Origin of the sequence: Flavobacterium amylolyticum (assembly GCF_048284335.1) — a bacterium.
In the GTDB taxonomy this organism is placed as follows: Bacteria; Bacteroidota; Bacteroidia; order Flavobacteriales; family Flavobacteriaceae; genus Flavobacterium.
Genome location: NZ_JBLVPG010000002.1, coordinates 1 through 22,604, shown reverse-complemented (window position 1 = coordinate 22,604; position 22,604 = coordinate 1). Strand labels below are relative to the sequence as shown.

At 33.6% G+C, this 22,604-nt stretch carries 21 protein-coding genes and 1 pseudogene; 15 read left to right on the top strand and 7 right to left on the bottom strand.

Going from position 1 to position 22,604, the window contains the following annotated elements:
- Positions 1-56: 56 nt before the first annotated feature.
- From ACNQF9_RS06360 to argH, 4 genes are all read left to right on the top strand, one after another.
- Positions 57-1,004: an N-acetylornithine carbamoyltransferase gene (locus ACNQF9_RS06360; protein WP_417989868.1), complete on the top strand. Its 948-nt coding sequence runs from the start codon at positions 57-59 to the stop codon at positions 1,002-1,004.
- Positions 994-1,779 (top strand): acetylglutamate kinase, encoded by a 786-nt coding sequence (argB, locus tag ACNQF9_RS06355; protein WP_417989867.1) that lies wholly within the window; start codon positions 994-996, stop codon positions 1,777-1,779. The genes ACNQF9_RS06360 and argB overlap by 11 nt, the downstream gene beginning before the upstream one ends.
- Entirely contained in the window at positions 1,776-2,846 is a 1,071-nt protein-coding gene (locus tag ACNQF9_RS06350; RefSeq protein WP_417989866.1) for a M20 family metallo-hydrolase, read from the top strand. Before argB ends, ACNQF9_RS06350 begins: the two co-directional genes overlap by 4 nt.
- A 139-nt stretch (positions 2,847-2,985) precedes the next feature.
- On the top strand, positions 2,986-4,266 hold the full coding sequence (argH, locus tag ACNQF9_RS06345) for an argininosuccinate lyase (RefSeq protein WP_417989865.1): 1,281 nt from the start codon (positions 2,986-2,988) through the stop codon (positions 4,264-4,266).
- A gap of 263 nt (positions 4,267-4,529) precedes the next feature.
- Here argH and ytxJ read toward each other — a convergent pair whose 3' ends face one another.
- Positions 4,530-4,919, bottom strand: coding sequence for a bacillithiol system redox-active protein YtxJ (ytxJ, locus tag ACNQF9_RS06340; protein ID WP_417989864.1), 390 nt, complete (start codon positions 4,917-4,919; stop codon positions 4,530-4,532).
- A gap of 144 nt (positions 4,920-5,063) precedes the next feature.
- Between ytxJ and clpB the strand changes: the two genes are divergently transcribed.
- Positions 5,064-7,667 carry an ATP-dependent chaperone ClpB gene (gene clpB / locus ACNQF9_RS06335; protein ID WP_417989863.1) on the top strand — a complete coding sequence of 868 codons (2,604 nt, stop codon included), beginning with the start codon at positions 5,064-5,066 and terminating at the stop codon, positions 7,665-7,667.
- 714 nt (positions 7,668-8,381) lie between these two features.
- Positions 8,382-8,707, top strand: a pseudogene (locus tag ACNQF9_RS06330) (transposase family protein); the annotation flags it as partial.
- A 792-nt stretch (positions 8,708-9,499) separates the two neighbouring features.
- On the opposite strand, the gene ACNQF9_RS06325 reads toward ACNQF9_RS06330, so the two are convergent.
- Positions 9,500-9,850: a 4Fe-4S dicluster domain-containing protein gene (locus ACNQF9_RS06325; protein ID WP_417960353.1), complete on the bottom strand. Its 351-nt coding sequence runs from the start codon at positions 9,848-9,850 to the stop codon at positions 9,500-9,502.
- Between the two features lie 132 nt (positions 9,851-9,982).
- Between ACNQF9_RS06325 and ACNQF9_RS06320 the strand changes: the two genes are divergently transcribed.
- From ACNQF9_RS06320 to ACNQF9_RS06300, 5 genes are all read left to right on the top strand, one after another.
- On the top strand, positions 9,983-11,041 hold the full coding sequence (locus ACNQF9_RS06320) for an acyl-CoA reductase (RefSeq protein ID WP_417960355.1): 1,059 nt from the start codon (positions 9,983-9,985) through the stop codon (positions 11,039-11,041).
- Between the two features lie 93 nt (positions 11,042-11,134).
- Complete coding sequence (gene serC, locus ACNQF9_RS06315) at positions 11,135-12,205, top strand: 3-phosphoserine/phosphohydroxythreonine transaminase (protein WP_417960357.1); 1,071 nt, start codon at positions 11,135-11,137, stop codon at positions 12,203-12,205.
- 121 nt (positions 12,206-12,326) lie between these two features.
- Positions 12,327-13,277, top strand: coding sequence for a D-2-hydroxyacid dehydrogenase (locus ACNQF9_RS06310; protein ID WP_417960359.1), 951 nt, complete (start codon positions 12,327-12,329; stop codon positions 13,275-13,277).
- A gap of 115 nt (positions 13,278-13,392) precedes the next feature.
- The gene (locus tag ACNQF9_RS06305) at positions 13,393-13,827 is read left to right on the top strand and encodes a DUF6146 family protein (RefSeq protein WP_417960361.1); all 435 of its coding nucleotides are present in this window, start codon (positions 13,393-13,395) and stop codon (positions 13,825-13,827) included.
- A 32-nt stretch (positions 13,828-13,859) separates the two neighbouring features.
- Entirely contained in the window at positions 13,860-14,162 is a 303-nt protein-coding gene (locus ACNQF9_RS06300; RefSeq protein WP_417960363.1) for a DUF6787 family protein, read from the top strand.
- Positions 14,163-14,410: 248 nt separating this feature from the next.
- Here ACNQF9_RS06300 and ACNQF9_RS06295 read toward each other — a convergent pair whose 3' ends face one another.
- From ACNQF9_RS06295 to ACNQF9_RS06275, 5 genes are read right to left on the bottom strand one after another with little or no spacing between them, the layout of a single operon-like run.
- The gene (locus ACNQF9_RS06295; RefSeq protein WP_417989862.1) at positions 14,411-15,256 is read right to left on the bottom strand and encodes a DUF2911 domain-containing protein; all 846 of its coding nucleotides are present in this window, start codon (positions 15,254-15,256) and stop codon (positions 14,411-14,413) included.
- A 52-nt stretch (positions 15,257-15,308) separates the two neighbouring features.
- Positions 15,309-15,983: an HAD family hydrolase gene (locus ACNQF9_RS06290; protein WP_417960367.1), complete on the bottom strand. Its 675-nt coding sequence runs from the start codon at positions 15,981-15,983 to the stop codon at positions 15,309-15,311.
- 21 nt (positions 15,984-16,004) lie between these two features.
- Positions 16,005-16,754, bottom strand: coding sequence for a tRNA threonylcarbamoyladenosine dehydratase (locus ACNQF9_RS06285; RefSeq protein WP_417989861.1), 750 nt, complete (start codon positions 16,752-16,754; stop codon positions 16,005-16,007).
- Between the two features lie 16 nt (positions 16,755-16,770).
- Positions 16,771-17,436, bottom strand: coding sequence for a TatD family hydrolase (locus ACNQF9_RS06280; RefSeq protein ID WP_417960371.1), 666 nt, complete (start codon positions 17,434-17,436; stop codon positions 16,771-16,773).
- Positions 17,436-18,038 carry a DUF1684 domain-containing protein gene (locus ACNQF9_RS06275; protein WP_417960373.1) on the bottom strand — a complete coding sequence of 201 codons (603 nt, stop codon included), beginning with the start codon at positions 18,036-18,038 and terminating at the stop codon, positions 17,436-17,438. The genes ACNQF9_RS06280 and ACNQF9_RS06275 overlap by 1 nt, the downstream gene beginning before the upstream one ends.
- 96 nt (positions 18,039-18,134) lie before the next feature.
- Here ACNQF9_RS06275 and ACNQF9_RS06270 point away from each other — a divergent pair, with 96 nt between their 5' ends.
- The 4 genes from ACNQF9_RS06270 (at position 18,135) to ACNQF9_RS06255 (ending at position 22,086) form a co-directional block, all read left to right on the top strand.
- Entirely contained in the window at positions 18,135-19,352 is a 1,218-nt protein-coding gene (locus ACNQF9_RS06270; RefSeq protein WP_417960375.1) for an MDR family MFS transporter, read from the top strand.
- A 271-nt stretch (positions 19,353-19,623) separates the two neighbouring features.
- On the top strand, positions 19,624-19,992 hold the full coding sequence (locus tag ACNQF9_RS06265; RefSeq protein WP_417960377.1) for a BlaI/MecI/CopY family transcriptional regulator: 369 nt from the start codon (positions 19,624-19,626) through the stop codon (positions 19,990-19,992).
- Positions 19,993-20,033: 41 nt separating this feature from the next.
- Positions 20,034-21,875, top strand: coding sequence for a M56 family metallopeptidase (locus ACNQF9_RS06260; RefSeq protein WP_417960379.1), 1,842 nt, complete (start codon positions 20,034-20,036; stop codon positions 21,873-21,875).
- A 70-nt stretch (positions 21,876-21,945) separates the two neighbouring features.
- Complete coding sequence (locus ACNQF9_RS06255; RefSeq protein ID WP_417960381.1) at positions 21,946-22,086, top strand: SsrA-binding protein; 141 nt, start codon at positions 21,946-21,948, stop codon at positions 22,084-22,086.
- Positions 22,087-22,604 lie beyond the last annotated feature (518 nt).

Here is a 22,604-nt window from a genome sequence, read left to right as displayed (position 1 = left end):
TTAATCGTTAATTCGGTTAATCGATTAAGCAAATAACCGATTAAATAATTAAGACAATGAACTACATTTCCATACAAAACATAGATTCGCTCAACAAATGGGTGAAACAAGCATTAAAAATCAAGAAAAAACCCCTTAAAAATAAAAAACTGGGTAAGAACAAAACCTTAGGGATGTTGTTTTTTAATTCCAGTTTAAGAACACGTTTGAGTACACAAAAAGCAGCTTTGAACTTAGGAATGAACGTGATGGTAATGAATTTTACCAGCGAAGGTTGGACATTAGAATTTGAAGATGGAGCCATCATGAATTCCGGTGCTTCAGAACATATTAAAGAAGCGGCAGCAGTTGTTTCTCAATATTGCGACATTATTGCTATCAGGGCCTTTGCCGGATTGGTAGACAAAGAAAAAGATAATGCCGAAACCGTTCTTATGGGTTTCTTAAAATATGCCACTGTGCCAATTGTTAATATGGAAAGTGCTACAGGACATCCGTTACAATCGCTAGCCGATGCAATAACTATGGCCGAACACAAAACAAAACACAGACCAAAAGTAGTTTTGACTTGGGCACCACATCCTAAAGCTTTACCTCAAGCGGTACCCAATTCCTTCGTGCAAATGATGCAGTTACAAGATGCAGACTTTGTTATTACGCATCCTGAAGGGTACGAATTGAATACTGAAATCACGAAAGATTCCAAGATTGAATACGACCAAGACAAAGCTTTCGAAAACGCCGATTTTATTTATGCCAAAAACTGGAGCAATTATAACGAGTATGGTCAGATTACAAATTCCGACCCAAATTGGACTGTAACTGCCGACAAAATGAAACTGACTAATAATGCTAAATTCATGCACTGTTTGCCAGTAAGACGTAATGTAATTGTAACGGATGAAGTGATTGACAGTGAAAATTCAATTGTTATCGAACAAGCCAACAATAGAACCTATGCTGCACAATTAGTGTTGCAAAAAATATTGGAAAATGGAAAATAAAAAACCGGTAACCCTAATAAAAATTGGAGGAAACATTATTGACAACCCAACGGAATTAGCACAATTTTTATCTGATTTTTCTCAGATTGAAGGCTATAAAGTACTCGTTCACGGCGGTGGAAAATCAGCTACCAAAATGGCGGAAAGCATTGGTTTAATTCCTCAAATGATTGATGGAAGACGCATCACCGATGCCGCTATGCTTGATGTAGTTGTGATGATTTATGCAGGTCAAATCAACAAAAATATCGTTGCTCAATTACAAGCTAATTCCACCAATGCGATGGGGTTTTCTGGTGCTGATGGGAATTTAATTCAATCGGATAAAAGAAACCATCCTACAATCAATTATGGTTTTGTTGGTGATGTAAAAAAAGTGAATACAAACGTATTACAAACGTTACTTTCTAGTGGAATAGTTCCTGTATTTTGCGCAATAACACACGATGGAAAAGGACAATTATTAAACACGAATGCCGATACCATTGCCAGCGAATTAGCGATTGCTTTATCGGAAGTTTTTGATGTCACTTTGAATTATTGCTTTGAAAAACCGGGTGTTTTATATGATGCCGAAGATGATTCTTCCGTAATTGAGAACATAAATCAAGAATTATATTCCAAATTAAAAGCTGAAGGCGCCATACATTCTGGTATGATTCCTAAATTAGACAATTGCTTCAATAGTTTGTCCAAGGGAGTTCAAAAAATAAAAATTGGTCATCACAGGATGATGCAAGATAAAACGGCATTGTACACTACAATTACACTATGAAGAGTATAGAAATCCTTACACAAGAGGCCATTTCGTTATTAAAAGCACTGATTGAAACGCCTTCATTTTCAAGTGAAGAAGAACAAACAGCACTTGTAATCGAAAATTGGTTTAGACAAAATAATATCCCTTTCAAAAGAGAGAATAATAATATTTGGGCTTTCAATAAGAATTTTGATAAAACCAAGCCAACACTTTTACTCAATTCGCATCACGATACCGTAAAACCAAACCAAGGTTATACTAATGATCCATTTGAAGCTATCGTAAAAGACGGCAAATTATTTGGATTGGGGAGCAATGATGCGGGAGGTTGTCTGGTCTCGCTTTTAGCCACTTTTGTTCATTTTTATTCGAATGAAAATCTGCCTTACAATATTGTGATGGTCGCTTCAGCCGAAGAAGAAAGCAGTGGCAAAAATGGATTAAACAGCGTATTGAAACATTTACCGGAACTGGAATGTGCCATTGTTGGCGAACCTACTTTGATGCAATTGGCCGTAGCCGAAAAGGGGTTATTGGTATTGGATGTCATCGTAAAAGGTACTGCCAGTCATGCAGCACACAACAATCCGGATAATCCTATTTACAATGCGATACCCGTTATCGAATGGTTTAACAGTTATCAATTCGAAAAAATATCGGAGGTTTTAGGTCCTGTAAAAATGACCGTAACACAAGTCACTGCAGGTAAACAACACAACGTAGTTCCCGCAGAATGTCATTTGGTTGTCGATATCCGAGTGAATGATTGCTATAACAATCAAGAAATTTTAGATATTGTAAAAAAACATTTGACTGCCGAAGTCAATCCGCGTTCGATGCATTTGAATGCATCTTCAATTCCTGTTGCACACAAATTAGTACAAGCCGGAATCGCACTGGGAAGAACCACTTACGGGTCGCCTACCCTCTCGGATCAATCGGTTTTGAGTTGTCAATCCTTGAAATTAGGACCTGGTGAAACCCTACGGTCACATTCGGCAGACGAATTTATATTTATAAACGAAATAGAAGAAGGAATTCAATTGTATATCAAAATACTAACTGATTTTTTCAAACAATAAAAGTCATCCTGAGCGCAGTCGATGGAGGAGCCAATCCCGCTATTCGTTGCAATCTTTTATTTTTTTAAAGAAAAAAAATAAAAGGATTTCCACTGCTATCGGGGCTAATCTAACAGTCTAAAAATCTAATTATCCATATATGAAACTTTGGGAAAAAGGAATACCAACAGATAAACAAATAGAACATTTCACCGTTGGTAACGACAGAGAACTAGATTTAGTGCTTGCCAAATACGATGCTTTAGGCTCTATTGCTCACGCTAAAATGTTGCACCAAATCGGACTTTTGACAACTTCCGAAACGGAATCTTTAGTTCTGGCTTTAGAAGATATTATTATTGATGCAGAAAAAGGGCATTTCGAAATCGAAGATAGTTTTGAAGACGTACATTCTAAAATCGAGTATCTTTTAACGCTAAAATTAGGTGATGCCGGAAAAAAAATTCATACTGCCCGTTCTCGTAACGACCAAGTTTTAGTAGACGTTAATTTGTATCTAAAAGACGTCGTTAAAGAACTAAAGGAACAAGTAAAAAGTCTTTTTGATTTGCTAATGGAATCGGCTGAAAAACATCAAAATGTTTTATTGCCCGGATATACTCACCTTCAAATTGCGATGCCTTCTTCTTTTGGAATGTGGTTTTCTGCTTACGCCGAAACCTTAATTGATGATATGACGATGCTAAATGCTGCTTTGAAAATTGTAGACCAAAATCCATTAGGTTCAGCTGCAGGTTATGGAAGTTCCTTTCCAATTAACAGAACATTCACTACAAAGGAATTAGGGTTTGAAACCTTAAAATTCAATTCTGTAGCGGCACAAATGAGCCGTGGAAAATCAGAAAAAACGGTTGCTTTTGCAATGAGTAGTGTTGCTGCTACTTTGGCGAAGTTTTCTATGGACGTTTGTTTGTATATGAGCCAGAATTTTGATTTTATCAGTTTACCTGCCCATCTTACAACAGGTTCGAGCATCATGCCACACAAGAAAAACCCGGATGTTTTTGAATTGATTCGTGGAAAATGCAACAAGATTCAAGCGCTGCCCTACGAAATTACTTTAATTACCAACAACTTGCCAAGCGGTTATCACAGGGATTTGCAATTGTTGAAAGAAGGACTATTTCCAGCGATTCAAAACCTGAAAGCCTGTTTGGATATTGCTATTTTTGCTATAAAAGATATTAAAGTAAAAGAACACATTTTAGACGATAAAAAATACGATTATTTGTTTACGGTAGATTCCTTAAACGAAATGGTTGTTGCCGGAATGCCTTTTAGAGATGCCTATAAAGTAGTTGCAGAACAACTGGAAAATGGCACTTTCAAATCGCCAAAAGAAACCAAACATACGCACGAAGGAAGTATTAACAATTTGTGTTTAAAGGAAATAAAAAGGAAGATGAGAGATTCTTATTAATTCAAAACAAAAATAATGGTTATAATAAAATCCATTCGTTGAAGCGAATGGATTTTTTTGTTTTTAAAATTGCTCTATTAATTGCCGTTGGTTTTAACCAACGATAAAATGTAAAAGAAAGAATTGGCTTTAGCCAAAATGGTTGAACAATTTTGGCTATAGCCAATTCTTTCAAAATCTTAAATTCCGCTGGTTAAAACCAACGGCCAACAGAATAACCATAAATTTAATACGATCAAAAAAAACACCTAGAACCTAACTATTTACAACTTCCCTTTCAGTTCCTCCGCATCAATATCGCTATGCGAAACATTGTAAATGGCTTTTCCGTCTTTAATTAAAATCAATTGTGGGGATTGATGCGTTACACTAAATTGATCCGCAATGGCATTAGAAATATCGCGATACGCTATTAAATCTAAAAAATAAGGCGTAACTTTATCTGAGCTATTAAACTCATTTTCAAACTGTTTCAGTGCCATCCTACTTACACTGCATCGGGTACTGTGTTTAAAAATGGCTACTGGTTTTTCATTCGAAATAGCAATAATTTCATTCAGTTGTCCTAAATCGGTTAGTTCATTCCAATTGATTTTATTTTCATTTAAATCCTTGTCGTCTGAACTATTGAACATATTTTTAAAAAAACTCATAATTATCTTATTTTAAGACATTTTGACTTTGAAATATGATAACAATCATGAAATTTCTGTCAATTTGTCTGTATTATTATATTGGAATATAAATTGAATATTGATTCGCAAAGTTAGTCAAATAACACCAAAACAATAACCATCATGAACATAAATAAATTTACTATCAAATCTCAGGAAGCCATTCAGCTTTCCCAACAATTGGCGCAAAGCCACGGGCAACAACAAATAGAAAACGAACATATTTTCAAGGCTATTTTTGAAGTCGATGAAAATGTGGCGCCTTTTATATTGAAAAAACTGAATGTAAATGTGCCCTTGTTTCTTCAAATATTAGACAGTACAATTCAGAGTTTTCCGAAAGTTTCCGGTGGCGAAATTATGCTTTCCAGAACTGCAAACACAACACTAAATGAGGCCGAGATTATTGCAAAAAAAATGAATGATGAATTTGTTTCTGTAGAGCATTTAATTTTAGCGATTTTTGATTCTAAAACTAAGGCTGCTCAAATATTAAAAGATCAGGGAGTAACCGGAAAAGGATTAAAAGCCGCTATCGACGAATTGCGAAAAGGAGAACGGATAACCTCTGCCTCTGCTGAAGAAACCTATAATTCTTTAAATAAATACGCCAAAAATCTAAACGAATTGGCCCGTGCCGGTAAACTCGATCCGGTTATTGGCCGTGACGAGGAAATTCGCAGGGTATTACAAATTCTAACACGAAGAACTAAAAACAACCCAATGCTCGTAGGAGAACCAGGAGTGGGAAAAACCGCCATTGCCGAAGGATTAGCACACCGAATTGTAGATGGAGATGTTCCTGATAATTTGAAAGATAAAATCGTGTATTCCCTTGATATGGGAGCATTAATTGCAGGTGCCAAATACAAAGGGGAATTTGAGGAACGATTAAAATCTGTGGTGAAAGAAGTGACTTCTGCCGAAGGCGATATTGTTTTATTCATTGACGAAATCCATACACTTGTGGGAGCCGGCGGTGGCGAAGGTGCCATGGATGCGGCAAATATTTTGAAACCGGCGTTGGCTCGTGGAGAACTACGTGCCATTGGGGCAACAACATTAGACGAATATCAAAAATATTTTGAAAAAGACAAAGCACTTGAAAGACGTTTCCAAAAAATAATGGTCGAAGAACCAGATACTGAAAGTGCTATTTCGATTTTACGCGGAATCAAAGAAAAATACGAAACGCACCATAAAGTCCAAATCAAAGACGATGCTATTATTGCGGCTGTCGAATTATCGCAACGGTATATTACGAACCGATTTCTTCCAGATAAAGCTATCGATTTAATGGACGAAGCCGCTTCAAAATTGCGTATGGAAATCAATTCGAAACCGGAGGAACTCGATGTTTTGGATCGAAAAATCATGCAATTGGAAATTGAAATTGAAGCCATTAAACGAGAAAAAGACGAAAGCAAACTCAAAGTTTTGGGTATGGATTTGGCGAATCTCAAAGAAGATCGCAACGAAATCTACGCCAAATGGAAATCAGAGAAAGATGTAGTCGATAACATTCAAAGCGTAAAAACGGAAATTGAAGACTTCAAATACGAAGCCGAACGTGCTGAACGTGACGGTGATTATGGAAAAGTAGCTGAAATTCGGTACGGTAAAATCAAGGAAGCACAAGAACGTTTAGCAATTTTACTCAAGGAATTACAAGAAAACCAATCTGGAACTTCGTTGATAAAAGAAGAAGTTACCCGCGAAGACATTGCCGAAGTGGTAGCCAAATGGACTGGAATTCCGGTGATGAAAATGCTTCAGGGCGAACGAGAAAAATTATTGAAACTGGAAGATGAATTGCATCACAGAGTCGTAGGACAGGAAGAAGCCATTCAAGCCGTGAGTGATGCCGTGCGCAGAAGCCGTGCGGGACTGCAGGATATGAAAAAACCGGTGGGGACCTTTCTTTTCCTTGGTACAACAGGAGTTGGAAAAACAGAATTGGCAAAAGCCTTGGCCGAATACCTGTTTGACGATGAAAATGCAATGACGCGTATTGACATGAGCGAGTACCAAGAACGCCACAGCGTAAGCCGTTTGGTGGGTGCGCCTCCGGGATATGTGGGTTATGATGAAGGCGGACAATTGACCGAAGCCGTACGTAGAAAACCCTATTCCGTAATATTATTGGATGAGATTGAAAAAGCGCATCCGGACACGTTCAACATCTTATTACAAGTATTAGATGAAGGACGTTTGACCGATAACAAAGGACGTCTGGCCGATTTTAAAAACACGATTATCATCATGACTTCTAATATGGGAAGCCAGATTATTCAGGAGAAATTCGAAAATCTAAAAGGAAGTGTGGAAGCCGCAACCGAATTGGCCAAAGTCGAAGTTCTTGGGTTGCTAAAACAAACGGTGCGTCCTGAATTCATCAATCGTATTGACGAAATCGTAATGTTCACGCCATTGACTAATGAAAATATTGCTCAAATTGTAGGGTTGCAACTGAAAAATGTAACCAAAATGCTGGCGCAACAAGGCATCACGATGGACGCAACTCCAGAAGCCATTGCTTATTTATCTGAGAAAGGATACGATCCGCAATTTGGAGCGAGACCAGTGAAAAGAGTGATTCAAAGAGATGTTCTCAATGAACTGTCCAAAGAAATTCTATCGGGAAAAATAACTACCGACAGCATTGTTTTGATAGATGCATTTGATGGGAAATTAGTTTTTAGAAATCAAAGCGAATTGATGTATTAAATTTGATAAGTGAATACTGTAATTATATTTTAAGATATTTAAATATTGATTAAAACGATAATATAAAAATAAATATCAAATAGTCAAAATCACTTTTTACAATGATTAAAAATAAAATCAAAAATATTTAAAAAGAAGACTTTATAAGCGATTTCAATCATTAGAATTTTGATTATTTAAAGGCTATTAAATTAAATTCAATAATACTAGAATTAAGCAATATCAAAAAGAACTTTCAATTGATTCAAATTAAATAATATCCAATTCGTTCAGCTTTAGGAAAGATTTTTTCAAGCACTTATCAAATAAATAATCGAGAAAACAAATCGTTAAAGGTTTCAAAAACATCTCTAATCAAAATCATGAATTATAAAAATACAGGGGAATCATTGTAAAAGGATAAATATTATGCATGATAATTAAGATATTTCGTTTAAAATTACTTAACCGCTAAAAAATTTAATAATCAAATTAATTATAATAACATAGCTTAACCTATTTTGCAGTTTTAATTTTCACGTTCAAGTACTGAATACCTATAAATTCAATTGAAAAAACTATTCAGATAAAATTTATAATTTAAACAAAACCAATATTAATACTAGCCGTTTTATACTCAATTTAATGTTTTAAGAATATTTTATCAAGCCGTTAAGTGTAATTATTTGAAAAAAAAAAAAAAAATCGATTAGATATTGGGCAAGATGTTGAAATCAAATGTCTGATTGTGTGTCGCTGGGAGATAGAGGTTATTCATCTTCAACATTACAATTAGATTTATTTGAACAGCGAATATGAAATTAGAATCAATCAAATTGGATATAAAAACAACCCTGCATATCTAGACAATCAAGAAAAAGAGTAAAACAATTATTCTCTCAATTATGTGGGGAATTTATAATTAGACTAAATTATGCTAAATATTTTCAAGATTTAAAACAAGAATTCTGGTCAAAATAACAGCATTAACTTTGGTACTATTTATTAATAAATTTATTTTTGAAAGACCAATAAACAATATAAAAACACAAATAATCTAATTACACCGAACTGGTTCGTATAGTAAAAAGCAACTTAGCTTTTAAACACAAAATTGTTGATTTTTTTAAACAAATTTATAATTATCCCAAAGACAAATTTGGTTATCAACTAATTACTTTAATAATTATAAAAAAAACGAATTAAAAGCTAATCCCAAAACATTACTTCGAGTTATGGAAATTTAAAACTACAAAGACTAGCCTAAATAACTTAAAAAACTATACTAAAGTATTTCTAAATTATATTTTACCTTAGTTTAATCCCAAAAACCAAATAAAAATGTACAAACAGGCCTAATTGAAGTAAATGTTTTTGGGAATAATTTGTATTTGTACATTGTTAATTTATTTAATGGCAAAATAATACGTTAAAAATTATATCAAAGATCCAATTTTAATTTAATGATTAATATACAAAACTTACAATAAATTAGTAATTTAATAATTTATCGCACTATATAATGAATCACCTTAATTCTCTTAAAAAAGTAATGGTCAAAAATTCACCTAAAAGAAAACTGTTAACATAACACATCAGATAAAAAAAAATTTAGCAAAAATCAAAAGTCTTGTGTTAAATGAAATTAAAACACAAATACCATTTAAAAGCAGAAATTAAATATTCATAAACCTTATTACAACAACGAGAAAATAAACTCAAATATAAAAATAAAGAGCCCAACAAAATTAGACTCTTTATTATGATATTAATTATAAATTTAACTTGATTTTTTGCAGGAAATATAGACTTAGACTCAGGATTCCCATTTCAACCCAATACAGGATTATATGCTATTCATTATGTAAAAAAGCTTGTCTGTTTAACAATGTTTCTTCACTTTCTACATGGCTATCATCTGGAATACAACAATCTACTGGGCATACCGCAGCACATTGTGGCTCATCATGAAACCCTTTACACTCCGTACATTTCCCGGGGACGATATAATACACTTCATCAGAAATTGGCGTTTGAGCCTCATCTGAATCCACTTCGGAACCGTCAGGTAAAATAACTTTACCCTTCAGCTTAGTACCATCTTTATACCTCCAATCGTCTGCTCCTTCGTATATTGCTGTATTTGGGCACTCGGGTTCACAAGCACCACAATTGATACATTCGTCTGTTATAATAATTGCCATCGTTATATGTTTAAAAGTATACCGCTTTAGGTTTAAAGTTTGTTTTAAAACTTATGTTTTTTAACAATGCCTAATTACTTTATCCTTATTTTTGTGCAAAATTACAATCAAAACTATTCATAAGCAAACATTATGACATTAGAAACAAAAAAAAGTGTTTTTGTTGAATTAGGAAAATTTTTAAGTCAGTTTTCCGAGAATAACACTTTAAAAAATCCGGCTGTTTTGCAAAACGAAACGTTTTTTAATGCTTTTGTCGATTTAATAAAATTATCGCAATCGCACAATGGATGGTATACCCCTGAAAACGTTTATTTTTCAATCCAATCATGGGCACAAGCATTAACGGAAGAAAACCTAAATAAATGGCTTTCTGCCTATGATTTAGAAATAAAAGACCCAAAAAAGATTGCCTTAATTCTTGCTGGAAATATTCCATTAGTGGGGTTCCATGATTTTCTGTCGGTTTTAATAACTGGAAATTCTGTTTTAATAAAAACATCTTCAAACGACCAACATTTATTGCCGTTTTTAGCTAAGTATTTAATTGCTATAACACCCGAATTAAGTCCTAAGATCACTTTTGTCGAAGGAAAATTAGAAAATTTTGATGCTGTAATTGCAACAGGAAGCAATAACACGTCTCGTTACTTTGAATATTATTTCAAAGACAAACCATCCATAATCCGGAAAAGTAGGAACTCCGTTGCTATTTTAACTGGGAAAGAAACCAAAGAGGAGCTAACCGCTTTGGGCGAAGATATATTCCGTTATTTTGGGTTGGGTTGCCGTAATGTTTCTAAACTTTTTGTACCAAAAGGATATTCCTTTGTTGCTTTTTTTGAAGCCATATTTGAATATCAAGACATTATACATTACGAAAAATATGCTAACAATTATGATTATAACAAAGCCGTTTTCCTGATGAGTAATTTCAAATTATTGGATAATGGTTTTTTGACCTTGAAGGAAGATCAAAGTCATGCCTCTCCTATTTCAAGTGTGTTCTATGAGTTTTACGAGGATATTAATGAATTACAAATCAGATTACAATCTGAAAGTGAGCAAATACAATGTGTTGTAGCCGACAGTACTATTGAAAACAGTGTGGCTTTTGGACAAACGCAAAACCCCCTATTATGGAATTACGCAGATAACATCGATACAATTTCATTTTTGCTAACAACCTAGGCAAAAAAAGTTCAATTATTCCGAATTAATTAACGCTTTTTAAACTCCTATTGCCGAAATTTGCACTTTAATTTTTTGGACATAAACTACACCATGAAAAAACACAACTACAGCGCAGGACCTTGTATTTTACCGCAAGAAGTTTTTGAAAAATCAGCACAAGCAATATTAAATTTTAATGATTCAGGACTATCTCTTTTAGAAATTTCGCACAGAAGCAAAGATTTTGTTGCGGTTATGGAGGAAGCTAGGGCTCTAGTTCTTGAGCTTTTGGGTCTTGAAGGTAAAGGATACCAAGCTTTATTTCTTGCTGGAGGAGCGAGTCTAGAATTTATTATGGCACCGTACAACTTGATGAAAGAAGGAGGAAAAGCAGCATATCTTGATACGGGAACATGGGCTGGAGCGGCTATCAAAGAAGCTGTACTTTTTGGAGAGACCGTAGTTGTTGCTTCTTCTAAAGAGCAAAATTACAATCATATTCCAAAAGGCTATAGTGTACCAGAAGATGCTGATTATTTTCATTGCACCAGTAACAATACGATTTTTGGAACACAAATGAAGGAATTTCCATCAGTAAATATTCCTGTTGTATGCGATATGAGTTCAGATATATTCTCAAGAGCATTAGACTTTTCTAAATTTGATTTGATTTATGCTGGGGCACAAAAAAATATGGGCCCCGCAGGAACTACCTTAGTCGTTGTAAAAGAAGCCATTTTAGGTCAAAGTGGTCGAATTATACCAAGTATGCTAGATTACAGCAAACATATCAAAGCAGAGAGTATGTACAATACACCGCCTGTTTTCCCTGTTTATGCATCTTTATTAACTTTACAATGGTTAAAAAACCTTGGTGGTGTTGCAGCTATTGAAAAAATAAATAATGAAAAAGCAGCATTACTTTATGCAGAAATTGACAGAAATCCATTATTCAAAGGAGCTGCAGCCATTGAAGACCGTTCAAATATGAATGCTACTTTCTTATTAAATAATGAAGCACATGCAGCAATATTTGATGTGATGTGGAAAGCTGCTGGAATCTCAGGCTTACCGGGTCACCGTTCTGTAGGCGGTTACAGAGCGTCCATGTACAATGCACTTCCATTAGAAAGTGTTCAGGTGTTAGTTGATGTAATGAAAGAATTGGAAAAAAATATTTAATGATGAAAGAATTGAAAGATTCAATTAGTAAATCTTTTAATTAAAATCACACTTTAAAATTAAAAAATCCTGATTGAATCCTTAAATCATTTAATTTTTCAATCTTAAAAAATAAACACAAATGAAAGTATTAGCCAACGATGGGATTTCTAAAAGTGGAATCCTAGCTTTAGAAAAAGGTGGGTTTGAAGTTATAACTGCAAAAGTAGCACAAGAACAAGTGGCTAATTTTGTCAATGAAAACAATGTAAGCGTTGTTTTGGTGCGCAGCGCTACTAAGGTTCGTAAAGACATTATTGATGCTTGCCCAGGATTAAAAATTATTGGTCGTGGTGGTGTTGGAATGGATAATATTGATGTCGATTATGCTAAAAGTAAAGGTATTCACGTCATTAATACTCCGGCTTCTTCTTCTGAATCAGTTGCAGAATTAGTTTTTGCACATTTATTTTCTGGTGTACGTTTTTTACATGACTCGAACAGAAATATGCCACTTGAAGGTGATACAAACTTTGAAGGATTGAAAAAAGCCTATGCAAACGGAGTTGAATTAAGAGGAAAAACTCTAGGTATTGTAGGTATTGGCCGCATTGGTCAGGCTACGGCTAAAATGGCTTTGGGTTTAGGTATGAAAGTAATTGCTGCAGATATGTTTATCCCACAAGTTGACGTTAAAGTAGAATTTTTTGATGGACAATCTATTACAACGAATATAGTTTCTCAGTCTTTAGAGTCTTTGTTCAAAGAATCTGATTTCATTACCTTACACGTTCCAGCGCAAGATGGATATATTATAGGAGAGAAAGAGCTTGCCATTATGAAAGAGGGCGTAGGTATTGTGAACTGTGCTCGTGGCGGTGTTATTGATGAAGTGGCATTAGTGAAAGCTTTAGACAGCGGAAAAGTATTGTTTGCAGGGTTAGATGTTTTTGAAAACGAACCAACTCCAGAAATGGCTATTTTAATGAATCACAAAATATCATTAACACCACATATTGGAGCTGCAACAGGAGAAGCGCAGGACAGAATTGGCACTGAATTAGCACAACAAATTATAAGCATCTTAAATTAAATTTTTCATCATAATTATTTAAAAGAGGTTGTCCTAAAAAGACAACCTCTTTTTTTGTTAAAACAACTATCATCAACCATCCGTTTTTCGTAACTTTATAATTCATTTATTTATTATGAAAAATAGCTATTGCATTATAATTTTCCTTTTTTGCGCCCTTTGGGGATGTACTACGGCAAAGTCAAACTTCCCCAGCACTGAAAAATCAGTTGCGGCTCAAGGAGATACGGTTCGAATTGCCAATGACAAACTGGAATATGAGGTTATTATCATTGACCCTGGTTTTAGCACTTGGCTTAATTCAAGAGCTTTACCTCGTAACTACCATTCCCAATCTTTTATGGAGGGCAAGAATCAGCTTTATATTAGTGAATGGAATAATCGGGTTTTGCAACCACAGCGCTATGATCCCAATTTATATGAAATGACGATCAATTACAACCCTAATATAGATTATGGGTACGAAGTAAATTATCTGATTTACAATTACATGATTTATTTTCAGAACACGTACAAACAAAAACTTTTTGGTTTTGTCCCCATCAGATAATGTCACTATATTTGTATTCATTATAAATAAAAATGAATACACTAAAACAACGATGGGGAATTGAAACAAATTTCCAGCTTATCATTATATTAATTGTTTTTGCAATAACCGGTTCGGCTTCAGCATGGTTGTCAAAACCTTTTTGTTTTTGGCTGGGGATTACAAAAGAAGATTTAGGCTATTGGTTTACTCCTGTTCGGTTACTTTTAATTTTTCCTATATACCAAGTGCTTTTAGTCTTGATAGGATTTCTGTTTGGGCAGTTAAAATTCTTTTGGGCTTTTGAAAAAAAAATGCTAAAACGAATGGGACTTGGATTTCTTTTTAAAGATTAAACTACATAATATTTAAATTGAATGTTCCTAAAAAAACAGATTCTATCTAAGGTTTTTTATGGAAATAAAAGTCAAGTGTCCATATAAATTTAAAGCTATAATAATTATAAAATAATAAAACTGAATTTAAAAAAAATGAGCCCAATATAATATTGAGCTCGTTATTATCAAAATAAATTATAAATTTCTCTAAAATCCCGTTTCTCAAATGGAAACGAGATCTTCTTATATAAAAAAATTTAGAATGGTTAGTTTTTACTCCACTCTGCAATACTATCTTTATTCATTTTTACATAGTCTTGGTTTTTTGCAATTTCAGCTGCTGCAAGAGATAATTTAGCCGTTTCGATAGCGCCTTTTTTGTCTCCAAGTTTGGCTTGAATCAATGACTTCAATCTGTTAAACCAAAACGGTTTGTCTTTAGACATATCCAACGCTTTGTTTACATAAACTAACGCTTTTGTATTGTCACCATTCGATTGAAATAAAAATTGAGAGGCAGAAAAATAATCTGCGGCAGTAGGACCCGCTAATGCTTTCTCGATATTAGCTGTTGCTTTTTGTTGTGTAGGCACTTCAAATTTTAGAGCGGCATACGAATTCTCCCAGTACATTTCTAAAAATGCAAAATTATTATCTAAATTACTAATTCCAATAGTAAATGTTTCCACACTTCTATTTAACGTTTCTGGCTTAACAGTAGCTCTAAGCGCCACATTCTCTTCTTTCCACTCTTCTGGATTCCCCCAGTTATCAGTAGTTTTATAAAATATTATTTCCCAGCTTTCTATTTTAGGGATAGTATACAATGAATATTTTCCTTTTTTCAACGTTTTGCCATCAATAACAACATCGTCGCTAAAAGATACGGTTGTATTTTCATTTGCTCCTGTTCTCCAGACTTTTCCAAAAGGAATCAAATTGCCAAAAACAGCTCTACCTCTAGCACATGGTCTTGAATAATTAATCTCTACATCTGTCAAACCAACTGTTTGCATTATAGTAGCTTTTGGACTTGACTGCGGCGTTTTTACTTGTGCCTCAATGGTGAAATTTGCGATGATAATGGCAAATACAATAATTATTTTTTTCATGTTACACATTTTTTATGTTTCCCAAATTTACAAATTCGGTAGTTTGTAAATGTTAATTATTTCTTAATTTAGAATCCATTTTATTTACTAGATCAAAATCTAATTCGTTAAAATGATTAATCACAACATCAGCCTCAGATAAATCTTGCGCCTCAGAATGAATACTGTTGTAACCCACACAAAAAATACCGGCAGCTTTAGCGGCTCTTATTCCGTTTGTGCTATCTTCAATAACGATACAATTCTCTTTTGGAGCAACTGATAAACTAGCAGCATGTTCAAAAATAGCAGGATGTGGCTTTGATTTAGGAAAATCTTCTCCACTCACCACATGTGTAAAATAGTCGTGCAACTTAAACCTACTAAACACACGTTCAATAGTAACTTTGGATGCCGAAGAAGCCAGAATCAATTGCATACCATTTTGATGCAATTCTTTAATAAGATTTTCAACACCTTGCAATAATTCTAAATCAGCTTTACTATCAAAAGCATCATTAAAGATGTTTCGTTTTCTTTGTATTAAATCCTCTACTTCGTGTTCTATAACGAAAACTTCTTTCAATTTCTGAAACGTATTTCGAGTAGAAAAACCGGTAAATGAAGTATACATTTCCTCCGTAACAGTAATATTTAATTCCTCGAATTGTTTGAAATAAGCATAACGGTGAACAGGTTCCGTATCGACAATTACGCCATCCATATCAAAAATTACGGTTTGTATCATTTTTTTAATTATTTGAATTACTTAGATACCACTGATTTTCAATTCTGAATTCTGAACACTATTTTTAAGTAAATAACGAATCACAGTTTCTGCGGCATACAAACCAAATAATCCCGGCATATAACTGTTTGTACCGTAAAATGATTTTTTGAAATTGGATCCATCAGTCATTTTCAAACTCGTTTCATCTTGAATTTCAGAAGAAAAGACGACTTTCAGTTTATCAATTTTCACTTCTTTTAATCGTCTTCTGATGGTTTTAGCAAAGAAGCAATTCACGGTATTGGTAATATCCGTCACTTTCACTTTAGAGGCTTCCATTTTTCCGCCAGCGCCCATACTGCTAATGATTTTTACTCTTTTTCGCTTGGCGCCAATAATCAAATTCAATTTTGGAGTCACACTGTCTATGCAATCCAAAACATAATCAAATTCCTCTGAAACAATTTCGAAAGCACGCTCCGGCGAAAGAAATTCCTGCACACGAGTCAATTTCAATTCTGGATTAATGTCCATCAATCGATCCCCTACAACAGTCACTTTAGGTTGCCCCACAGTCGAATGTAAAGCGGGTAATTGTCGGTTTATATTTGTAATATCAACTACGTCACCATCTACAATAGTAATGGATCCCACTCCTGCTCTTGCCAAAAATTCAGCCGCAAAAGAACCAACACCCCCTAATCCTACAACTAATACATTTGCATTTTTCAAATTATCTAAACCTTCTTTTTTGAATAAAAGTTCGGCTCTTTCTGTCCACTCTGCCATTTTTTTTGTTTAAAGTTTAATGTTTTTGAAAAATTCTGAAATCAAAAACTTTATTAAAATTAGTATTTACCATTTCCTGTATTTCTTCCACAGAAATTCCTTTGTATTTTGCTGCCAATTCATAAACTGCTTCAATTCCTTCTTCAACAGTATCCGTTTCGAGAAAAAATCGATTATTGGGAACGCTTTTAAAAACAGCTTCTAGGTCCTTATTTAGCAATAAATATTTTCCAAACGAAATATAAAATCCATTGTCCACTAATTGTTTGGCAACTGGTGCATTTTTCGAAAATCCATGAATCAACATAGGAACTGAAATATTCATTTTTTTCTTAATTGAAATCAATTCCTGAAAAGCCGCGACACAATGTATTACCACTGGTTTTTGATATTGCTGTGCCAAAAGCAATTGCTTTTCGAAAACCATTTGTTGTAATTCCATTGGAATTTCGATGCGTTTGTCCAATCCACATTCGCCCACAGCGAGACAATTCCCCTCTTGTAATTTACTTTCGATTATCGCCAAATCAGCTTCTATTCGTTCTTCAACGATAAACCACGGATGAATCCCGACGGAATAATACGGAATTGTGGCATCAAATTCCTGTGGATATTGATTCACTAATTCCAACACATTGGGCTGATTAGTCCATTTATGCGTATGCAGATTAAAGAATTCCATTAGTCGTGAAACTTTTTAACCCCAGCTTTTATCTCGATATTCAAATCATTTTCCAATGGGACTTTTGGACAGGAATACATAGGATTATAAGCGCAATACGGATTGTACGATGTATTGAAATTAATCACAATCGTATCTCCTTTTGGGATTCTTAAATCGATATATTTCCCGCCAATGTAGCTTTCCTTGCCTGAAGTCAAATCTGAAAACGGCAGAAATAAATATTCTTTATATTCTTCTTTTTTGGAAAGCTCAATATTCTTGTACACATTCAGTTTCAAATCCTGACCGTCAATTGTAAAAGAAAGCTCCCCATATTTTACATACAATGGTTTTCTGTCTGTTGAAGTTTTCATTTCAAAAGGTTTCTCGTTTTCTGTTCTGACAAAAGTAGCAGTCACAAAAAACTTTTCGTCAACAGGATAAAAATCAAGTGTTTTGAATTCCGCTAAATCTTCTGCTGTCAAAGGGCTTGTCTTTGCATCCGCATATTCTGCATTTAATTCCGTTTGAAATTTAGCTACAGCCGAAACGTCCAATTGTTCTTGGCCAAAGCCAAAATTTAATTGCACTAAAAGAAACAAAGTGAATAGATTTCTCATGTTCTTATTTTTATGCAAAAATAGTTTAAAAGTTACTAGGACACAAAGACGCATCGGTACAAAGTTTTCTACCTTTGTGAAATTATAACTTTATATATGCTCAAAACTGCTTTTCAACGCTACATAAATAATTTCAGAGGATTTACAAGAGAAGTTTGGATTCTTACGCTGATTACTTTCATCAATCGTGCCGGCACGATGGTTTTGCCTTTTTTATCAAAATATTTAAAAGAAGATTTAAGTTTTTCTTATGCTCAAGTAGGATGGATTATGGTTGCTTTTGGTTTTGGTTCTATGTTGGGGTCCTGGCTTGGAGGCAAATTATCCGATAAAATAGGATTTTACAAAATCATGGTTTTCAGCTTATTCACTAGCGGAATATTACTATTTTTAGTACAATACATACGAACTTTTTGGGGATTGTGTATTGGAATGTTCTTTATCATGACCGTAGCAGATATGTTTCGTCCGGCCATGTTTGTATCTCTGGGCACGTATGCCAAACCTGAAAATCGCACCAGAGCATTGACCTTAGTACGGTTAGCTGTAAATTTAGGTTTTACTGCAGGACCGGCTTTAGGAGGTTTGATTATCATGAATTTAGGTTACAGCGGCTTATTTTGGGTAGATGGAAGTTCTTGTATTGTATCTATTTTAATTTTTACATTATTAGTAAAAGAACGCAAAAAACCAGCCGATTTGAATGCGGCAGATAGCGAAACCGAAATACCTGCTTCTGTTTTCAAAGACAAGATATTCTGGATTTTTCTCTTTATCTGTTTTATTACGGCAATGCTTTTTTTTCAACTTTTCACTACTTTACCCTTGTATCACAATGAAAAATTTGGGCTTACTGAATTTCAAAGTGGACTTTTATTATCCTTAAATGGATTGTTGATTTTCTTTCTGGAAATGCCAATTGTGAGTATTAGCCAAAGAAAAAACATCGATAAACTCAAAATTATTCTTTGGGGTTCGCTACTTATGTCTATTAGTTTCTATGTTTTAATGATTAATATTTGGGCAGGGATATTAATTGTGAGTATTATATTTATCACTTTTGGAGAAATGTTCATCTTTCCTTTTTCTAATTCTTTCGCTTTAAGCCGCGCTCCAAAAGGCCATGAAGGGCGCTATATGGCTTTGTTTACCATGAGTTTCAGTTTAGCGCACATTGCAAGCTCCAAAACCGGATTGGAAATCATTGCTGCCTTTGGTTACCAAACCAATTGGTTTGTCATGGGAAGCTTAGGAATTCTTTCGGTAGGCGGTTGTATTTGGCTGCAAAAATTAATTAAGCTGGAAAATAAATAAGTAAGTCAAAAGTTTAAACGTCGTAAAGTCAAAAGGCGCAATATTGTAAACAGTAGTTTTAAATCAATCTGTTGTATCATTTTGCCTAGTTTTTAAACACAACGTAATAAATGGTTGTTACTTAATTCCTGAATAAACTTGTTTGACTTTAATGTTTTAGTGCTAAAATAAATTTGATCTCAGTACTACACCTGTTTTTTTAGTTAATAAACTATATTTTTAGTTGTGTAACTAAAAATATAGTTGTAAGTTTGATTCAAATAAAAAAATCATGCAAAAACTGACAAATAAAGAAGAAGAAATCATGCACATTTTATGGAAGCTAAAAAAAGCATTCGTAAAGGAAGTCATAGCAGAAATAACGGAAGAACAACCACATTATAATACGCTTTCGACTATTGTTCGAAATCTGGAAGAAAAAGGTTTTGTGTCCCACAATGCTTTTGGAAACACACACCAATACTTTCCTATCGTGAGTTTAGAAGACTATAGAAAACGCTTCATGAACACAGCTATCGATAATTATTTTAACAGTTCCTATAAAAATATGGTCTCTCATTTTGCCAAAGAAGAAAAAATCTCTGCTGCCGAATTACGAGAGATTTTGGCAATGATTGAAACTCAAAAGGAAGAAAAATAATCCTTTAAAAAAAAAACTCCAGAATAAAATCAAGAATCGTTATGGAAGCATTGTACATTTATCTCATCAAATCCAGTGGATTAATCGCACTGTTTTATTTGGCTTATTATTATATGTTGCGAAAAGAGACCTTTTTTACAAGTAATCGTTGGTTTCTATTATTGGGTTTACTCACTTCTGTAGTTTTGCCGTTAGTGGTTTATACCAAAATAATAATGGTAGAATCAAGCTCCAAAAACATTGACTGGTCAAGAATTCCTGTAACAACAAGTATCAATAATGACGGTTTTGAAATCAATTGGTATTTAATAGCTGGAATTATATACGCAATTGGAATAGTTTTATTTCTAGTCAAATTTGGTTTCGATTTTTATAGTTTAAATACCGTTTTGAAAGGAAAAACCATTCAAAATCAAGCCGATTTAAAATTTATTGATACCACTGAAAACGTTGCCCCATTTTCCTATTTTAATACTATCGTTTATAATTCTTCATTATACAGCAGGTCCGAATTAGAAAATATTTTGGAACACGAAAAAGTGCATAGCGATCAAAATCATACCGTTGATGTATTGATTTCAAGACTATTTTGTATCCTTTTTTGGTTCAATCCGTTCATTTGGCTCTACAAAAAGGCGATTTTACAAAACTTAGAATTCATTGCAGACTGTGAAGCCTCAAAAAAGATATCTGACAAAAAAGCGTATCAGTTCACGCTTTTAAAAATAACAACACACGAGAATTGTGTTGCCATTACCAATCATTTTTATCAATCATTAATCAAAAAACGAATCGCTATGTTAAACAAAAATCAATCAAAAAAATCGAATTCCTGGAAGTATGCAGTAATAATTCCCATATTAGTGGCATTTGTAATGCTTTTCCAAGTAAATGTAATTGCGCAGGAGAAAACAACTGTACAAGCAAAAACAAAAATCATAAATGCAAATGAACAATCAGTGGATGTTTACAAAATAAATAAAAATACTACTGATGAGGAATTAAAAGAAAAATCTAGCAATCTAAAAGAAAACTATGCTATAATCGCTACTTTCTCCGGAATAATAAGAAATTCCAAAAACGAATTAACCGCTATAAAAGTTGATTTGAAAAAGGGAAAAGAAATTGCACAGAAAATGGAAACAAAAGGAACTGAAGCAATAAATGAATTTGGAATTATAGTATCTAAAAATGATAATGGAACGCTTACTGTAAATTTTGGATCGGATGAAACAATTATCAATCAAAAAAGTACTGTTATTACTCCAAATGTACCATCAATGCCTGAAAAAGAAATTTTTATCAACGGCAAAAAAGTAAGCCAAGATGATTTGGATAAAATTGATCCTAAAGAAATTGCGACTATGAATGTCAATAAGAATGATAACAAACAGGAAATCCGAATTATTACTAATAATTATAGAAATATGATTAACGAGAATGACATTTATATCAATAACGAAAAAGTGTCTCAAAATGAATTAGACCTTTTAGATCAAAGTACAATTGAGAGAATGGATGTAAATAAGGAAGGTAAAACAATCCGTATTATAACCAAAAATGGAGTGCAATATTCTCAAGAGAAAAATTTAGCCGTTCCTCCAACGCCGCCAACACCACCAGTTTTGAATATTAAAACTCCAGCTTCTCCAACATTTCCTAAAGCGCCAAAAGCACCAAAAGGTGACCCAATTAAAGGAGATAAAAAAGCTTGGAAAGAGTTTGAAAAGGAAATGGAAGACTACGAGGTTAAAATGAAAAAACTAGAGCCTCAAATGGAAGCTTTCGATAAGCAAATGGAAGAATTTGATAAAAAAATGAAAGTGTACGAACAACAAATGGAAGTATATTATTCTAACTTGGAACGCGAAATAAAAAAATAATATCTTCATAAAAAACCAAAAAGACGGTCCTCATCAAGACCGTCTTTTTTTATATCTTTGAAAAAAAAACATGTATAAAATCCTAGCCGAAATCAACAAAATCATTCTACCTAGTTTTACCAAACAAGGATTGGATTTGGCTAAAGCCAAGAAATGGCAAATAGCAATTATTGGCTTTAGGTATTACGTGACAACACGTGCATTAAATTAATACGTATTTGATGCAAAAATTTCATTCCCTTTGATTTTCGCCCTTCCATTTAAAAAAGCTAATTCCATCAGAAAATTACATTTCACGATTTCGACTCCCAATCATTCCAGAAGTTTACAAGCTGCTTTCGCTTTACATAATTTGTTTTTGATTCCATAACGATGTTTTTTGTGTATCGATATTTCAGGATGGGACAATTAAATTACAGGAATATTAGTTACTTTTTTTAAAATTTATATTGGTTCCTATTATTAATCAACTGATATAAAATAAAAATCTGCATTTTAAAAAATCATACAGATAATTATCTAATTAGATAGATATAAAAATTAATCTATTCTTAACGTGATCAAGAAATATTAATTAAAGAAAGTTTTAGACCTTACCCTTTTACCATTTAGAAAAGCAGATTAGTTTGATTTAAACAATGCTCGGTAGTACTAATTGCTACTATTTAAAAAGAGGGCAAAAAAAAACCTATTCAAATAAATGAATAGGTTTCTTTAAAGAAAGGCGAC

Bases quoted from the DNA above. Each gene is read 5' to 3' on its own strand.
- ytxJ (WP_417989864.1), bottom strand. From the start codon at position 4,919: ATGAGTTTTTTTAAAAATATGTTCAATAGTTCAGACGACAAGGATTTA.
- ACNQF9_RS06310 (WP_417960359.1), top strand. From the start codon at position 12,327: ATGAAAGTATTAGCCAACGATGGGATTTCTAAAAGTGGAATCCTAGCT.
- ACNQF9_RS06325 (WP_417960353.1), bottom strand. From the start codon at position 9,850: ATGGCAATTATTATAACAGACGAATGTATCAATTGTGGTGCTTGTGAA.
- ACNQF9_RS06275 (WP_417960373.1), bottom strand. From the start codon at position 18,038: ATGAGAAATCTATTCACTTTGTTTCTTTTAGTGCAATTAAATTTTGGC.
- clpB (WP_417989863.1), top strand. From the start codon at position 5,064: ATGAACATAAATAAATTTACTATCAAATCTCAGGAAGCCATTCAGCTT.
- ACNQF9_RS06280 (WP_417960371.1), bottom strand. From the start codon at position 17,436: ATGGAATTCTTTAATCTGCATACGCATAAATGGACTAATCAGCCCAAT.
- ACNQF9_RS06260 (WP_417960379.1), top strand. From the start codon at position 20,034: ATGGAAGCATTGTACATTTATCTCATCAAATCCAGTGGATTAATCGCA.
- ACNQF9_RS06320 (WP_417960355.1), top strand. From the start codon at position 9,983: ATGACATTAGAAACAAAAAAAAGTGTTTTTGTTGAATTAGGAAAATTT.
- ACNQF9_RS06290 (WP_417960367.1), bottom strand. From the start codon at position 15,983: ATGATACAAACCGTAATTTTTGATATGGATGGCGTAATTGTCGATACG.
- ACNQF9_RS06305 (WP_417960361.1), top strand. From the start codon at position 13,393: ATGAAAAATAGCTATTGCATTATAATTTTCCTTTTTTGCGCCCTTTGG.
- ACNQF9_RS06295 (WP_417989862.1), bottom strand. From the start codon at position 15,256: ATGAAAAAAATAATTATTGTATTTGCCATTATCATCGCAAATTTCACC.
- serC (WP_417960357.1), top strand. From the start codon at position 11,135: ATGAAAAAACACAACTACAGCGCAGGACCTTGTATTTTACCGCAAGAA.
- ACNQF9_RS06265 (WP_417960377.1), top strand. From the start codon at position 19,624: ATGCAAAAACTGACAAATAAAGAAGAAGAAATCATGCACATTTTATGG.
- argB (WP_417989867.1), top strand. From the start codon at position 994: ATGGAAAATAAAAAACCGGTAACCCTAATAAAAATTGGAGGAAACATT.
- ACNQF9_RS06300 (WP_417960363.1), top strand. From the start codon at position 13,860: ATGAATACACTAAAACAACGATGGGGAATTGAAACAAATTTCCAGCTT.
- ACNQF9_RS06255 (WP_417960381.1), top strand. From the start codon at position 21,946: ATGTATAAAATCCTAGCCGAAATCAACAAAATCATTCTACCTAGTTTT.
- ACNQF9_RS06350 (WP_417989866.1), top strand. From the start codon at position 1,776: ATGAAGAGTATAGAAATCCTTACACAAGAGGCCATTTCGTTATTAAAA.
- ACNQF9_RS06360 (WP_417989868.1), top strand. From the start codon at position 57: ATGAACTACATTTCCATACAAAACATAGATTCGCTCAACAAATGGGTG.
- argH (WP_417989865.1), top strand. From the start codon at position 2,986: ATGAAACTTTGGGAAAAAGGAATACCAACAGATAAACAAATAGAACAT.
- ACNQF9_RS06270 (WP_417960375.1), top strand. From the start codon at position 18,135: ATGCTCAAAACTGCTTTTCAACGCTACATAAATAATTTCAGAGGATTT.
- ACNQF9_RS06285 (WP_417989861.1), bottom strand. From the start codon at position 16,754: ATGGCAGAGTGGACAGAAAGAGCCGAACTTTTATTCAAAAAAGAAGGT.